General features: G+C 40.5%; 17 protein-coding genes. 4 read left to right on the top strand and 13 right to left on the bottom strand.

Annotated features, from left to right (window positions below; genetic code table 11):
* From cyoA to L641_RS0110750, 13 genes are all read right to left on the bottom strand, one after another.
* On the bottom strand, positions 1–954 hold the full coding sequence (cyoA, locus tag L641_RS0110815) for a ubiquinol oxidase subunit II (RefSeq protein ID WP_024601892.1): 954 nt from the start codon (positions 952–954) through the stop codon (positions 1–3).
* A gap of 327 nt (positions 955–1281) precedes the next feature.
* Complete coding sequence (locus tag L641_RS0110810; RefSeq protein WP_024601891.1) at positions 1282–1710, bottom strand: hypothetical protein; 429 nt, start codon at positions 1708–1710, stop codon at positions 1282–1284.
* A 324-nt stretch (positions 1711–2034) separates the two neighbouring features.
* Entirely contained in the window at positions 2035–2247 is a 213-nt protein-coding gene (gene nqrM / locus L641_RS0110805) for a (Na+)-NQR maturation NqrM (RefSeq protein WP_010391098.1), read from the bottom strand.
* Positions 2248–2344: 97 nt separating this feature from the next.
* Positions 2345–3367 (bottom strand): FAD:protein FMN transferase, encoded by a 1023-nt coding sequence (locus L641_RS0110800; RefSeq protein WP_024601890.1) that lies wholly within the window; start codon positions 3365–3367, stop codon positions 2345–2347.
* A gap of 99 nt (positions 3368–3466) precedes the next feature.
* Positions 3467–4690, bottom strand: coding sequence for an NADH:ubiquinone reductase (Na(+)-transporting) subunit F (nqrF, locus tag L641_RS0110795; RefSeq protein WP_008111899.1), 1224 nt, complete (start codon positions 4688–4690; stop codon positions 3467–3469).
* A 17-nt stretch (positions 4691–4707) separates the two neighbouring features.
* Positions 4708–5316, bottom strand: a complete 609-nt coding sequence (gene nqrE, locus L641_RS0110790; protein WP_006791490.1) for an NADH:ubiquinone reductase (Na(+)-transporting) subunit E — start codon at positions 5314–5316, stop codon at positions 4708–4710.
* Between the two features lie 10 nt (positions 5317–5326).
* The gene (locus L641_RS0110785; protein WP_006791491.1) at positions 5327–5959 is read right to left on the bottom strand and encodes an NADH:ubiquinone reductase (Na(+)-transporting) subunit D; all 633 of its coding nucleotides are present in this window, start codon (positions 5957–5959) and stop codon (positions 5327–5329) included.
* Positions 5959–6708, bottom strand: a complete 750-nt coding sequence (locus L641_RS0110780; RefSeq protein ID WP_024601889.1) for a Na(+)-translocating NADH-quinone reductase subunit C — start codon at positions 6706–6708, stop codon at positions 5959–5961. Before L641_RS0110780 ends, L641_RS0110785 begins: the two co-directional genes overlap by 1 nt.
* A complete protein-coding gene (locus L641_RS0110775; RefSeq protein ID WP_008111893.1) occupies positions 6701–7906 on the bottom strand; it encodes an NADH:ubiquinone reductase (Na(+)-transporting) subunit B in 1206 nt (401 codons plus the stop codon). Before L641_RS0110775 ends, L641_RS0110780 begins: the two co-directional genes overlap by 8 nt.
* A gap of 1 nt (position 7907) precedes the next feature.
* Complete coding sequence (locus L641_RS0110770; RefSeq protein WP_024601888.1) at positions 7908–9251, bottom strand: Na(+)-translocating NADH-quinone reductase subunit A; 1344 nt, start codon at positions 9249–9251, stop codon at positions 7908–7910.
* A 355-nt stretch (positions 9252–9606) separates the two neighbouring features.
* The gene (gene fabV / locus L641_RS0110760) at positions 9607–10800 is read right to left on the bottom strand and encodes an enoyl-ACP reductase FabV (protein ID WP_024601887.1); all 1194 of its coding nucleotides are present in this window, start codon (positions 10798–10800) and stop codon (positions 9607–9609) included.
* Between the two features lie 109 nt (positions 10801–10909).
* Positions 10910–11221, bottom strand: a complete 312-nt coding sequence (locus L641_RS0110755) for a BolA family protein (RefSeq protein ID WP_024601886.1) — start codon at positions 11219–11221, stop codon at positions 10910–10912.
* Positions 11222–11290: 69 nt separating this feature from the next.
* A complete protein-coding gene (locus L641_RS0110750; protein ID WP_024601885.1) occupies positions 11291–11890 on the bottom strand; it encodes an alpha-ketoglutarate-dependent dioxygenase AlkB in 600 nt (199 codons plus the stop codon).
* Between the two features lie 43 nt (positions 11891–11933).
* Here L641_RS0110750 and L641_RS0110745 point away from each other — a divergent pair, with 43 nt between their 5' ends.
* From L641_RS0110745 to L641_RS0110730, 4 genes are read left to right on the top strand one after another with little or no spacing between them, the layout of a single operon-like run.
* A complete protein-coding gene (locus L641_RS0110745) occupies positions 11934–13082 on the top strand; it encodes a methyltransferase (RefSeq protein ID WP_013464343.1) in 1149 nt (382 codons plus the stop codon).
* Positions 13083–13643 carry a YajG family lipoprotein gene (locus tag L641_RS0110740; protein ID WP_024601884.1) on the top strand — a complete coding sequence of 187 codons (561 nt, stop codon included), beginning with the start codon at positions 13083–13085 and terminating at the stop codon, positions 13641–13643.
* A 2-nt stretch (positions 13644–13645) separates the two neighbouring features.
* Entirely contained in the window at positions 13646–14266 is a 621-nt protein-coding gene (locus L641_RS0110735) for a peptidylprolyl isomerase (protein WP_024601883.1), read from the top strand.
* Positions 14267–14319: 53 nt separating this feature from the next.
* Positions 14320–15699 carry an MFS transporter gene (locus L641_RS0110730; protein WP_016899368.1) on the top strand — a complete coding sequence of 460 codons (1380 nt, stop codon included), beginning with the start codon at positions 14320–14322 and terminating at the stop codon, positions 15697–15699.
* Positions 15700–15710: the final 11 nt, after the last annotated feature.

Here is a 15710-nt window from a genome sequence, read left to right as displayed (position 1 = left end):
TTATTCCTCGCCCTGGCTGTGTGATGATGGCATTGAATGATTACCCATTGCTTGATGCTCATTACTCATCTGCTGATGTTTACCCATGGCATGATGTTTTTTATTCATATCGCCATGCGCCTGCATGTATTTCATCACTATGGTATGAAATAAACCGTCATCAACCTTGCCATAGTAAGCGACTGGGTTGTTCTCACTTGCTTTTGCAAGCTCAACATAATTGGCATGAGTAAGGTTATTAGCGTTAGTTTTTACCTGTTCAACCCACTGGTTGAAGTCAGCTTTTGTTGGCGTTGCGATGGCATTAAATTTCATACCAGTAAAACCCGCACCACTGTAATTAGCCGAAAAGCCTTTAAACGTGCCAGGCTCATTAGCAATTAAATGCAGCTTAGTTTCCATACCCGCCATTGAGTAGATTTGACTACCTAACTGAGGAATGAAAAACGAGTTCATGGTACTTTCTGACGTGATTTTGTATTCAACCGGAACATTAGCAGGAAATACCAATTCGTTTACCGTGGCAATACCTTGTTCAGGGTAAATAAATAACCATTTCCAATTAAGTGACACCACTTCAACAGTAAGATGTTCACCTTTACCCTCTATCGGTTTATAGGGGTCAAGCTCTTGAGTTGACTGCCAGGTGATCACACCTAAAATAACAACAATAACAATAGGAACCGCCCATACAACAGCCTCAATCTTATTAGAGTGAGCCCATTTTGGTGCGTAAATTTCATGGTTTTGTGTGTCTCTGTATTTCCAAGCAAAATATAAAGTCATCACAATAACGGGGATCACAACTAACAACATAAGCACAGTGGCGATGATGATCAGATTTTTCTCATCAATACCTATCTGCCCTTTTGGGTCGAGTACCCCGCCATTACAGCCTGATAAGATCAGCGCCATACTAGCTAAAGCAATATTAAAAAGGTTACGAATTAACAAGGGACTATCCTAAAACCTAAAGAGTTTTTATTAGCTGCCAAAAATATTTAGCAACGATATTTGATAAAAACCCAAGTTAATTAAGATTGAATTACAATAATGCAGAGCGAATGCAAGCATGAAGTATTGACCACTGGCTTAATAAAACCACCTAGCAGAACCAACCCAGCTTTTTTAAACACATTAATATAACGCAATAAAAATTAACTTGGGTGAGGTATGGTTGGCTGAGAGTGTGTAAAAAACACTAAGCTACAATGAAAGTAATCGTTATTTACAGCAAGAATAAATAATTAGATACCACAAGTGTAACCTATACCCATAAAATTAATGGGTAAACAGACAACCTGTAAAGCTAGGTGGAGCACGACAACCATGCGCAGCTTGCACTGGTTGCTGAACTTTAGCCTCGCTATAAGCAAAGGCTGCTTTACGGAGGATTATCCCAGCACGACGCGCTGGAAACATGTGGAACAATAGCCAACAAAGGCCAATAAGTAACTGACACGATAAGATGGGATGAGCTAAAAATTCGGCAATTGTCAGTAATAATGGCTCTATAAAAAAGCCATCACTGACCAATGCTTCAAGCCTAAAGGCATCCTCAATAGCGCCACTAAGCAACATAACGGCATTAAAAACTAATAATGTTACAGCCACACTCACGCCCTTTTTCGCTTTTTTAAAGCGCTCATGCAACACTGACTTACCTAAGGTAAGCAAAGCGCTGGTATGAAACAAAGAAAGTGAGTTCAAAAACATTAACCTATTAAAATGACTAATAACAAAATTCGGAGTACACCGTGGCAACAAAAAAGGTTGCAGCCGTAAAGCCTTATACAGTGACATGAAATACAGTCTCAACGCATTAGCACTATTTTGCCAAGCTAGTTTTGATCCGCATCAATAGAACTTTCAAAACTTACTGAAAGTTCGGGCATGAGTATAACAAAGAGAATTTTCTGTTCAAGATAAAAACACGATTATTTTATCGGCTGATGATTTATTTATGCCGATATAAATAAAAAACCTCCCGTAGTGAGCTACGAGAGGTTTTTTGTTTAAACAGGGATACCCTATTTAAAGAATTTGGTTTTCTTTCCATACTTGCTCTTTGGCTAGACGCTTTTTGCGTTTATCACATGGATCATCGCAATCACATGCTTTATCAATACCTACAGAGCCTAGGCCTCCGCAGCTACTCGCCATCGATTTTCTTTGTACTATCATGCCTATCGCCATTGCAGCGACAATTAAAATAAGTAAGCCAAAGGTTAGAAAAAAAAGTGACATTGCTTAGCCCCTATTGTTCAGCAATAAAATGAGCCCAAACATCATATCTGAGCTCATTGCATTATATACCCTCATGATAAGGATATAAACCTAAAGACTATAAATAAGGCTTAAACGCAGGACTTGAATAAGTGACTAACCCCTGTGCCGATTTAGCAATTAAATACACTGGTAAATCATGCTGCTGCGCATAACGTTGTGCTTTTTCCATTCCCATAACCGTTAAAGCAGTCGCTAAACCGTCGGCCGTCATAGCGCTAGGGTGTAAAACTGTAACAGAAACTAAGTCATGCTTAATTGGCATCCCTGTCATAGGATCAATAAGGTGAGTATAGGTTTCGCCATCCATTGTATAAAAGATTCGATAATCACCTGAGGTGGCAATACCGTTATTGCCTGGTGCAAGTACACGGTGTACTTTTCGCTCACCTGGGTTTGCATCAGGTTGTTCAATTGCTATTCGCCATGCTTGATTGTCTGGTTTTGTACCAGCAATACGTAACTCCCCGCCAATCTCAACCATGTAATCTGTAATGCCTTTGCTTTGTAATAGCTCAGCCACTTTATCAATACCATATCCTTTTGCTGTAGCCGAAAACGACAACTCTAAATCAGCCATCGTTTTTGCTAAGCCTTGCTCGTTAAGGACCAGCTTATCTATACCAATGTTATTGATCATATTTGCCAGAGCTTCATTCGTTGGGCGCTTTGTTGGTTTTTTATCTGGGCCAAACCCCCATAAATCTATCAACGGCCCCATAGTCACATCTAGGGTCTTAGTTGAATTACCTATACGCATAGATTCACTAATAACTGCCCTGAAGTCATCACTGATTGGCATTACTTCGTTGGCATCTAAACGGTTAAAGGTGTTTATTTCTGAATCTTCGATATAGGTCGACATAGACTGGTTGATATCAACTAAAACCGCATCGATTTCTGCTTGTACTGCTTGAGGGTCAACTTGCTCAGCGTAAAACTTAATGTGGTAAGTTGTACCCATCGTTTTACCTTCTAAGTAGGTTTCCTCTGGGACTGATTTTCCACATCCAGATAATAGTAAAGTCAGCGTGATTATAAATAAGGCGATTATGCCCTGGGGAGTATTTACTTTGTTCATAACAACCCTACTTAATAGGTTAAAAATTAATATAAAAAAGCCTCGTCACATAAAATGCGACGAGGCTGGTATTTTAACTAAATTTAATCAGTTTGGGTATTAGCCACCGAAATCATCTAGTAAGATGTTTTCTTCTTCAACACCTAAGTCTTTAAGCATAGTGATAACAGCCGCATTCATCATTGGAGGACCACACATGTAGAACTCACAATCTTCAGGCGCTTCGTGATCTTTAAGATAGTTCTCAAATAACACGTTATGGATAAAGCCTGTGTAGCCTTCCCAGTTATCTTCTGGTTGCGGATCTGAAAGCGCTGTGTGCCAAACGAAGTTTTCGTTTTGCTCAGCTAGGCCGTCAAAATCTTCAACATAGAACATTTCACGTTTAGAACGCGCACCATACCAGAAACTAATTTTACGTTTAGAGTTTAAACGCTTAAGTTGGTCAAAGATATGTGAACGCATTGGTGCCATACCTGCACCACCACCTACGAATACCATTTCAGCGTCTGTGTCTTTAGCGAAGAACTCACCAAATGGACCAGAAATAGTTACTTTATCGCCTTCTTTAAGTGACCAAATGTACGAAGACATTTTACCACATGGTAGGCTTAGGTTTCTTGGCGGCGGCGTAGCGATACGCACGTTAAGCATGATGATGCCTTCTTCTTCTGGATAGTTAGCCATTGAGTAAGCACGAATTGTTTCTTCGTCTACTTTTGACTCCAGATCGAAGAAACCAAAATGGTTCCAATCGCCACGATACTCTTCAGGAATATCGAAATCTGCATATTTAACATGGTGAGCTGGCGCTTCGATCTGGATGTAACCACCCGCACGGAACGGCACTGACTCGCCATCAGGAATTTGTAGCTTAAGTTCTTTAATGAACGTCGCTTTGTTATCGTTAGAGATAACTTCACAATCCCATTTTTTAACACCGAAAATTGACTCTTCAAGTTCAATTTCCATGTCGTTTTTAACATTAACCTGACACGCTAGGCGACAACCTTCACGTGCTTCACCTTTAGAGATGTGGTCAAGTTCAGTTGGCAGAATATCACCGCCGCCTTCTTTAATGTGTACGCGACACTGGCCACAAGAGCCACCGCCACCACATGCAGAAGATACGAAAATACCTGACTCAGATAGTGCACCTAATAGCTTACTACCTGCTGATGTTTTAATGGCTTTGTCTGCATCGCCATTAATGCCGATGATGATATCACCGCTTGCAACTAGCTTAGATTTAGCACCAATGATGATTAAAACTAGTATTACAACGATAGCGATAAAAACACCAACGCCTAAGAAAATATCCATGATTGACCTCGCTATTATTACAGTGAAATACCAGAGAATGACATAAAGCCAAGACCCATCAAGCCAACAGTGATGAAGGTAATACCTAAACCACGTAAACCATCTGGTACGTCTGAATACTTCATTTTCTCACGGATACCTGCAAGTAATGTAATTGCAAGCGCCCAACCCACACCAGCGCCAATACCATAAACAACAGACTCGCCGAAGTTATAGTTACGCTCAACCATGAAGGCTACCGCACCAAAAATTGCACAGTTAACTGTGATTAGTGGTAGGAAAATACCTAATGCGTTGTAAAGCGGTGGGAAGAACTTATCTAATGCCATTTCAAGAATTTGCACTAGTGCTGCAATAACACCAATGAAAGTTAAGAAACGTAAAAAGCTAAGATCTGCTTCTGGGTAACCAAGCCACTCAAGTGAACCTGGTGCTAATACCGCATGGTAAACCAAGTTGTTAACCGGTACTGAAATACCTAATACAACAATAACCGCTACACCTAGGCCAATTGATGTAGTTACTTTTTTAGACACGGCTAAGAAAGTACACATACCTAGGAAGAATGCTAACGCTAAGTTTTCAATAAAAACGGCTTTTACAAATAAACTAATATAATGTTCCACTTATCGCCCCTTACGCTTTAGCTTCTACTTGGTCTTTCTTATAAGTACGAAGTACCCAAATGAATAAACCAATGATGAAGAATGCACTCGGTGGTAAGATCAATAGACCCATAGGTTGGTACCAACCACCATTTTGTACTAATGGAATAATATCAACACCGAACAGTGAACCTTTACCGAATAACTCACGAATAAAGCCAACAGTAAGTAGCACTACAGAGTAACCTAAGCCATTACCTATACCATCAAGGAAAGACATTAATGGCGGCGACTTCATTGCATAAGCTTCAGCACGACCCATTACGATACAGTTAGTAATGATTAGACCAACGAATACTGATAACTCTTTTGCCGTAGCGTAAGAGAAAGCTTGTAGTACTTGGTCAACCACGATTACTAATGATGCAATAATCGTCATCTGTACGATGATACGTACTGATGATGGGATATGGTTACGAATAGTCGAGATAAAAAGGCTAGAGAATGCAGTTACCAAGGTCAATGCAATTGACATGATTAATGCATTTTTTAAGCTAGACGTTACCGCTAGCGCAGAACAAATACCAAGTACTTGTAATGCGATTGGGTTGTTAGCGAAAACTGGACCGAATAGGACCGCCTTCATTTCTTTAGTATCAGCCATTAGTTCAATGCTCCTTTACGTACTTTCGCAAGGAAAGGGCCAAAGCCATTTTCGCCAGTCCAAAAATCAACTGCATGGTCAACACCGTTAGACGTTAATGTAGCACCTGAAAGACCGTCGATCTTATGCTCATCACCGGCTGCAGTCCCTTTAACGATTTGGATTGGTAACTCTTTACCTTCCCACGTTGCAGTCCACTGTGGGTTTTGAATTTCACCACCTAAACCAGGTGTTTCGTTATGTTTGTAGAAAATAATGTCTTTAATAGTTTCGCCATCGCTTTCAAGCGAGATAAAACCGTACATTAAACCCCATAAACCATAACCCTGAATAGGAAGGATGATTGCATCAGTAGAGCCATCGTCTTTTTTAGAGATGTAAACAGGCGCACGCTTGGTAATACGTTGAATACCGGCGATGTCCTTAATACCATTCTCTTTAAGAGACTTGCTTAAATCAGCATCATATTTGCTTTTTTCAAAGTCGAAATCTTCTACCGGCTCAGCAAACTCACCACTTTGCATATCAACAAAGCGGGTTTCGATTTTAGCTTCAAACGTTTCTGCAACGTTATCAACTTTGCCAATACCAGCAGCAGCTAAGATATTGCTTTGAATATCTTTTGCTTTATTTGCTTTTTGCAGAGGGCGAAGTTGTACAGATGTTAGCGATACAATAACTGCACACACTAAACATAATGAGACAACAACAGCTAGCGTTTTGCCAATTGATTCGTTATTACTAGACATTACGTGCCAACCTCCGCTTGATATTAGCTTGCACTACAAAGTGATCGAATAAAGGTGCAAACAAGTTAGCAAATAAGATTGCTAGCATGATGCCCTCTGGGTATGCAGGGTTAACAACACGGATCATGATAACCATAAAGCCAATAAGCGCACCGTATGCTAATTTACCTTTATCAGTGAATGCAGCAGATACAGGGTCAGTTGCCATAAAGAACATACCGAATGCAAAACCACCTAATACCATATGCCAGTACCAAGGCATAGCAAACATAGCATTGGTTTCAGAACCAATAGTATTTAGTATTGATGAGGTTACTACCATACCTAGGAATACACCTAGCACGATACGCCAAGACGCGATGCGCACGTAAATTAGGAATAAACCACCAATAAGTACAGCTAGTGTAGACGTTTCACCCATAGAACCTTGAATGAATCCGTAAAACGCATTCCACCAAAGCTCAATATCAGTCGCGTAATTTAACGTACCAGCAAACGCTTGACCAAGCATAGTCGCGCCAGAGAATGAATCTACGGCAGTCCATACTGTGTCACCTGAAATTTGTGCAGGGTATGCGAAGAATAAAAACGCACGACCAGCAAGCGCAGGGTTTAAGAAGTTACGACCTGTACCACCAAATATTTCTTTTGCGATAACTACACCAAAAGTAATACCTAGCGCAACTTGCCATAAAGGAATCGTTGCAGGCAGGATTAATGCGAATAATACAGAGGTTACGAAGAAGCCTTCATTTACTTCATGCTTACGCACAGAAGCAAACAATACTTCCCAAAAACCACCGACAATAAAGGTTGTTGCATAAATAGGTAGGAAGAAACATGCTCCGTAGAACATTTTTGCGCCCCAACCAGCATCAACGGTTAACTCACCGCCTAATAACTGGAATAAACCTACTTGCCAAATGTTAGCTAGTTCAAAACCATTACCAAGCGCGATTGCCGCTTGATGACCAATATTGAACATACCAAAGAACATGGCAGGGAACGTCGCCATCCACACTAAAATCATCATGCGTTTTAGGTCGATGTTATCACGAACGTGAGTTGAACCTTTGTTTACGTAACCTGGCGTGTAAAAAATAGTCGCAGCGGCTTCATACAGCGCGTACCATTTCTCATGCTTACCACCTGGTTCAAAATGCGGTTCGATATCTTCTAAGAAAGTTTTTAAGCCCATTTTAGCCTTCCTTCTCGATCGTAGTTAAGCAATCGCGTAGGGCTGCGCCGTACTCGTATTTGCCAGGACAAACGAAGGTGCATAACGCTAAATCTTCTTCATCTAATTCAAGCGCACCTAATGAAATTGCACTGTCTAAATCACGAGACAATAAGTCACGTAATAAGAGCGTTGGCAAAATATCAAGTGGCATAACACGCTCATAGCTTCCAAGTGGAACCATGGCACGTTTTGAACCACCCGTAGACGTTGTCATTTTAAATAAACGACTCGGTGTAAGGTGAGACAAGAATGTACGCGTTACAGAGAATTTATCACTACCTGGTGCAATCCAGCCAAAAAATTCTTTTTCGCGACCTTCAAGTAATACAGATACTTGAACATGGTAACGACCTAAAAATGCATGAACGCCAGACGACGTAGCACCTGCAAGTACAGAACCAGAAATAACACGGTTATCACCGTCTTCTAATTCACCTGCAACTAAGTCATCAAGTGAAGCACCTAATTGTGTTTTCACTAAACGAGGATTCTTAACACGCGGACCTGCAAGCGAAATCACACGGTCTGTGTAAATTTCACCAGTAAGGAAAAGGTGACCATACGCAATAACGTCTTGGTAACCAATGTGCCAAACTTGCTTACTAGCAGATACTGGGTCAAGATGATGGATATGAGTGCCAACAAGGCCAGCCGGATGCACGCCACCAAACTCATGTACTTCTACTTGAGCAATAGGTGAACTAGGAACTTGACTACCTGCTTGCTTACAAACAAATACTTTGCCATCGGTTAAACGTGACACAACAGCCAAACCTGCTTCAAACGCTTTCGCATTTTCAGCAATAATTACTGCAGGATCTGCAGCAAGTGGATTGGTATCGATAGCTGTCACAAAAATAGAGCTCGGATTTGCATCCAACGCTGCCACTTTACTAAATGGACGAGCACGAAGTGCTACCCATTGACCCGATTGAACTAGTACTTCTTTAGCTTTTTCACGGTCTAAGCTGTTAAGCTCAGTTTCCGAGAAAGAACCAAAGGTGATTTGCTCACTGCCGTTTACTTCAATAACAACAGATTGCAGAACACGTTTAGCACCGCGATTAATTTCTTTTACTGTACCAGAAGCTGGTGCAGTAAATAATACGCCTGGGTTCTTTTTATCTTCAAAAAGTACCTGGCCTTTTTTGACTTGGTCATCCACACGAACATGCATGGTTGGACGCATACCGATAAACTCTTCACCTAGCACAGCTACACGTTTGACGGCAGAACCATCATGAATAACTTGCTGAGGTGCGCCCTCTAAGGGTAAATCCAGACCTTTTTTTATATTGATCATACGCACTTGCACTACATTAACGGAAAGAAACTGAAAAATCGTACTAACCACGCCGCTATTTGTATTATTGCAAGCTATATAAAATGACTCGCTATAAATACCAAACAAGCAGCGCAGTAAAACTCCTCACATATTGCTTTGATTTTAACATTATTGTGGCTGACTATGCGAGTGTATTTATGAAAATTATACGAGAGAAACGTTTATTTAGTTTTGTAATTAACAATTAATAAAATACAAGCTAGACCAAAGTGGTAAATTAGCCAACAATTAGCAAATATTTTTTCAAATCAAAGCTAAAAAACAAAAAAGCCGCACAAGGCGACTTTTTCAAAAATGCGCTATCAGCGACAAGTTAGTCAATCATATTGGCAATAGGTGCAACAGGATTTACATCTTGTTCATAATCAACCGCGTCAATACCAAAACCAAACAAGCGTAAAAATTCATTATGGTAACCAATATAATCGGTTAACTCATCAATTGAGTTTGTATCTACACTATCCCAAATGGCTTGAACGCGAGATTGAACGTCATCTTCCAGTTCTTTATAGTTTTGGAATAAATGCCCGCCCTCGTCAAAGCGAGGTGAATCACCGTATAAGTTCTCACTAAATAGCGCATGAATTTGCTCAATTGTGCCCTCGTAAGTGCCATCAGCCTTCATCACTTTAAATAAGGCAGAAATATAAAGTGGCATAATTGGAATTGCAGAGCTTGCTTGAGTAACAACCGCATTAAGCGATGAAACGTAGGCTTCACCATTTAAATCTTGGGTAGCAGCTTTAATAGCAGCAGTGGCACGGTCTAAATCTTCTTTGGCTTTACCAATTGTTGCATGACCGTAAATTGGCCACGTTAGTTCTTTACCAATATAAGTGTAAGCCGTGGTTTTAAAGTTATCTGCTAATACATCCGCTTCTTTAAGTGCGTCAATCCACATTTCCCAATCTTCGCCACCCATTACTTTAATGGTGTTGTCGATATCGTCTTGGTTTGCCGCTTCAACAGTTACTTCATCAATTTCACGCTTTGACGTATTTAAGTTTTTAGTGGTTACCGCATTACCAATTGGCTTAAGCGTTGAAGAAAACACTTCGCCGGTATTTGGATCAGTACGACGAGGTGACGCTAAGCTGTAAATAATACAGTCAACTTTACCTAATTCAGCTTTAATGGTGTCGATTGTTTTTTGTTTAATTTCGTTAGAAAACGCATCACCATTAATATTTTTTGACCATAAACCTTCAGCTTCAGCGGCTGCTTGAAACGCCGCCGTATTATACCAACCCGCAGAACCTGTTTTACGCTCAGTGCCTTCTTTTTCAAAGAAAACACCTAATGTTTTAGCGCCACCTCCAAATGCAGCGGTAATGCGAGACGCTAAGCCATAACCTGTAGACGCACCAATAACTAATACATTTTTAGGTGCATTTTTTAATGCCCCTTGCTGCTTAACATAATTAATTTGTTCTTGTACATGCTCTGCACAGCCTACTGGGTGTGCATTGGTGCAGATAAATCCGCGAATTTTAGGCTTAATGACCATTGATCATCCTATATCTTTTACAATAAAAATTAGCGCTAGTTTAAAGGCTAAAACAAAAAAAACTGATCTGATCAGTTACTCACTGCTCAAACCAATCCACTATTACCTGTTATCCAACTTTTGAGCCGCCCATGCAATTAGGTGATTGCGGTGCCTCACCGTCGTGCTCGGTAAATTCTTCAGGGGTGTAAGTGTGCATCGCAAGCGCATGAATATGATTTGCTAACTCATCTTTTAAAATTTCGTTAATTTCACGATGACGCTGCAATAATCGCTTACCAGCAAATTCCTCACTAACTACAATCACTTTAAAGTGTGATTCAGTGCCTGCACTGTGCATATGGCTTTCGTTGATCACATTTAAATGCTTGCACGCAATCGCATCGGCTAGCTTGTTACGTATTTGTTCTTGCATTGACATAAAAACCATCCTCAAAATTCAGTTATGTCCTTACTATAACAACTGCGGCTATACCATGGCTAATGCTATTTAACTGAAACTATTATTAATATAGCGAAACGTCAAACTTATTCGAGGGTGTTTAAGCGTTGTTTGTTTGGGCAATGCATGCTGGTAATTTTGTTGGCTTTGGCCGCTCATTATTAAACAGCTACCACTTTGTAATTTAATGTTAGTAATGCTGTTACTTACTTTGTGTTTAAGTTTAAATAATCGCTCTGCGCCAAGCGATACACAGGCTATTGTAGGCTCAGGCCCTAGCTGCGTCTCATCATCGCTATGCCAGCCCATGCTATCGTGGCCATCACGATAATAATTAACCAAAATTGAATTAAACGGTTGCTGTAGGTGATTTTCTAATCGTGTTCGCATAGCAAGTAATACGTCTGGCCAAGGCTCTAAATCGAGTTTATGCCCAGAATAGCCGTACTCAAGATTCTCTTCGCTGATAAAACATTGCAGCCTTGGTATTGGCCCCGTTTTGCCAAACACCGTGATATTTGGTTGTTGCCAATTTAAGTTTTGCTGCAAATAATAAAATAAATCGAGGCTTTTTTGCGCACTAAGCACCCTACTTTGATAAGAAAAGCCATTTGGTAACAGTTGGGGGTTGGCGTTTGGCGGTTGCATGTTAGAATTTACCTATCATTTGATTACCGATCATTAAACTATTATGACTACGCAAGCTACGCTCGGCGATAACACCTTTACTCTTGAACGCTTTCCTTTGGATCAAAAAAACCGCAGCTTACAAGCGTGGGATTCAGCAGACGAATACCTCATTGACTATGTTAATGAACACTACCCTGATTGTCGCTCTTTACTGATCTTAAACGACAGCTTTGGTGCACTTAGCTGTTACTTTAGCAAGCAACAATTAACAGTTTGTTCAGTAAACGACTCTTATATTAGCCATCAGGCGGCGGCTTATAACTTAGCGCAAAACAAAATCGCAACAACTGCGTTTAGCCAGCTTGATAGTTTATCGGCTTTGCCCGAACAAGTAGACCTAGTGTTGGTAAAAGTACCACGCACGTTGGCTTTTTTACAGTATCAGCTATCTGAATTAAGCGAAGTACTGGCGCCCGGTACACCGGTTATTGGTGCTGCAAAAACTAAAGACGTGCATAACTCTACGATTAAAGCATTTGAAGATTTTATTGGTGAGACGAAAACAAGCCTCGCAGTAAAAAAATCACGTTTAATTATTAGCCAAGCCGCTGGCGGTTATAAAGGTGCAGATTTCCCAGTGAGCTGGCCGCTCGAAGGCACTGATTTTACAATAAGCAATCATGCCAATGTGTTTTCACGTGATTCACTTGATATTGGTGCGCGATTCTTTTTTAATTATTTGCCACAAACAAATAAAGCCAAAAATATTATTGATTTAGGCTGTGGCAATGGCGTAGTTGGTTTAATGACATTAGCGCGCTGTCCTAATGCTCATATTAGTTTTGTTGATGAGTCATATATGGCGGTTGAATCAGCTCGACTCAACATTGAGCTCAACATGGAAGACAAGTTTGAACAATGTACCTTTATAGAGAATGATTGTTTAACTGACTTTGAACGTGAAAGCGCTGATATTGTATTGTGTAATCCGCCATTTCACCAAGCACAAGCGGTTACCGACCACATAGCATGGCAAATGTTCAAGCAAGCAAAAGACACATTAAAAGAAGGTGGCGAGCTGCGTATTATTGGTAACCGCCATCTAGATTACCACGACAAACTAAACCGTATGTTTGGTAACTGTACTTTATTAGGCTCTAATAAAAAGTTTGTGGTACTCAGCGCAACTAAAAATAGTGGGACGTTATAAATGAAACTCTTAAAAGCATTATTGAGCTGTTGTACATTAGTGTTTTTTTCGGGGTGTGCCAATCAGCCTAATCAGCTTATTCTCAACCCTGTGTATAAAAGTGGTCAAATAAGCTCAATAAACAGCAGCTTAAACACCAGCGTGATTGATTTACGTGGTGACAGTGCAACCTTAAAGCTAATTGAATCGAGCAAAACCAAAACCATTGCCAGTACGGGTATTACTGAATCGGTTAAAAGTGCGCTAGACAGTGCACTGAGTCGCAATGGCGCTAGCATTTCTAATTTAGCGCAATTGCGTTTTGAGTTAGATATTCGCACGCTGCAAGCGGTAGTTACAGAAACGCTAATGAGCCATACCAGTGAAGCCAAGATTGAATTTGAAGTGCGGGTGATTCGCCCGACCAGTAATTTTAGTAAACGCTACAGCGGTAATGCTAATTTATCTGGCCCGCTTGGTCACGATAGGGCAAAAGTTGAAGGTCAGCTCAATAAGTTGACTGAGCAGTTAATTACCCGCATTGTATCTGACCCAGAATTAATTGCATTTTTAGAAGGTTAACAATGAAGCAACTTTTTTTAATCTGCGTAAGCTTATTATTTAGCGTTAGTAGCTTAGCGGCTCAAGAGGGTCGTTTTGTGCAAAAAGATAACATTTTTCCTCGGGTAGAAATTGTGACATCGTTGGGCAGCATTGTGGTTGAATTAGACCGCTCAAGAGCTCCTATTACGGTCAATAATTTTTTAACGTACGTGTCGGATAAAAGCTATCAAGGCAGTGTGTTTCATCGTGTAGAACGCGACGTAGAAAATGATCGTGACTTTGTAATTCAAGGCGGTGGTTATGATAAAGATTACGATGGTCTACATGAAAACGCCCCTATTTTTAATGAAAGCGGTAACGGCTTAACAAACGATATGTATAGCATTGCGATGGCTTATCAAGACCGTGAACCACACTCAGGAACGCGTCAGTTCTTTTTTAATATGGATGATAACGATCATTTAAACCCTGGCCGTGATTGGGGATTTGCAGTGTTTGGCAGTGTGATGGAAGGCTATGAAACACTCGATAAAATCATGGCTGTAAAAACCGGATTTAATGACAAAATTGGCTACAACTTTGTACCCGAAAAACCGGTCGTTATATTAAATATTAAGGTGCTTGAGCAAGTTCCTTTATAACTTTTTTAATAAGAGCAGCCTTAGCTGCTCTTTGTATAAGCCAATGAGCCCCTATGAATAGCACACTTTCTGTTAGCGAATACTTTTCTTATTTTAAAGATAAACGTTTGATTAATGTTTTTATATTTGGAATGAGCAGTGGCTTTCCGTGGGTATTAATTGGCTCAGTAATGTCGGCATGGCTTAAAGATGAAGGTTTGAGCCGCAGCATGATTGGCCTATTTGGCATTGTGTTTGGTGCCTACAGCATCAACTTTTTATGGTCACCTTTAATCGACCGCACTAAACTGCCCTTTTTATATAATTGGCTTGGTCAGCGCCGTAGTTGGATACTGTTTTGCCAAAGCTTTATTTTGCTTGGCACATTGCTACTTGCAGGACTTGATTTGAAAGCAAACCTAGCGGTTGCCGCCGCACTTTGCTTGTTAATCGCCATAGCCTCTGCCACGCAAGATATTGCAATTGACGCCTTTCGAATAGACACCCTTAGTGAAAATGAATCTCACAAAGCCACCGCGGCTGCTGCAATGGCCACCTCAGGTTGGTGGACTGGCTATGCTTTATTAGGAGCTGTGCCTTTTTACATGGCTGATATGCCAAATATTGACTGGCCACAGGTGTATTATTTTTTATCCGCGATTATGCTGTTATTAATTAGCTGTGTATTTTGGGCTAAAGAGCCACAATCAAATCGCGAAGCCGTACATGCCGAACTAGAACGTGTTTATCTTGAAAAACTCGCCGCAACTAAACAAACACCACTGACAAAAACGCTCGCATGGCTAGGCGTTACCGTGGTTGATCCGTTTAAAACCTTTTTTGCTAAAAATGGCGTTAAAACCGCGTTGGCGCTGCTGGCGTTTATTTTCTTATTTAAGATTGGTGAAGCATTTTTAGCGCGGATGTCGATTGTATTTTATAAAGAAGTTGGCTTTAGTAATACGCAAATAGCAAATTACTCAAAACTCGGCACGGGGTTAATCACCATTGTATTTGCCTTTTTGGGCAGTATTTTTAACCATAAATATGGCATTGTGAAAGGCTTATTTATTAGTGGCGTAGCCATGGCAGCATCTAACTTAATGTTTTCTTGGATTGCCTTAGCTGGTCCACAAGAGCACTTATATGCAATGGCAATTGTAGTTGATGGCTTTACCCAAGCTTGGTCTTTAGTGGCAATGGTTGCTTTTATATCTATGCTGTGTGACAGAGCATTTAGCGCCACCCATTATGCGCTATTGGCATCATTGGGTAATTTAGGGCGTACGTTATTATCGAGTTACAGTGGCGTGGTTATTGATGATTGGCTAATGGGGAATTGGTCATTGTTCTTTGTATTAACTGCGCTTATGGTTTTACCCTCATTAGTGTTTTTATTTCTAATTAGGCACAAACTATATTCACTAGAGCAAAATTATCATAAAAATACCTAATGCATCCCTGC

Origin of the sequence: Pseudoalteromonas sp. TB41 (assembly GCF_000497975.1) — a bacterium.
Taxonomy (GTDB): domain Bacteria; phylum Pseudomonadota; class Gammaproteobacteria; order Enterobacterales; family Alteromonadaceae; genus Pseudoalteromonas; species Pseudoalteromonas tetraodonis.
The sequence above is the reverse complement of the archived record's forward strand: the minus strand, read 5'-3'. Positions and strand labels throughout refer to the sequence as shown.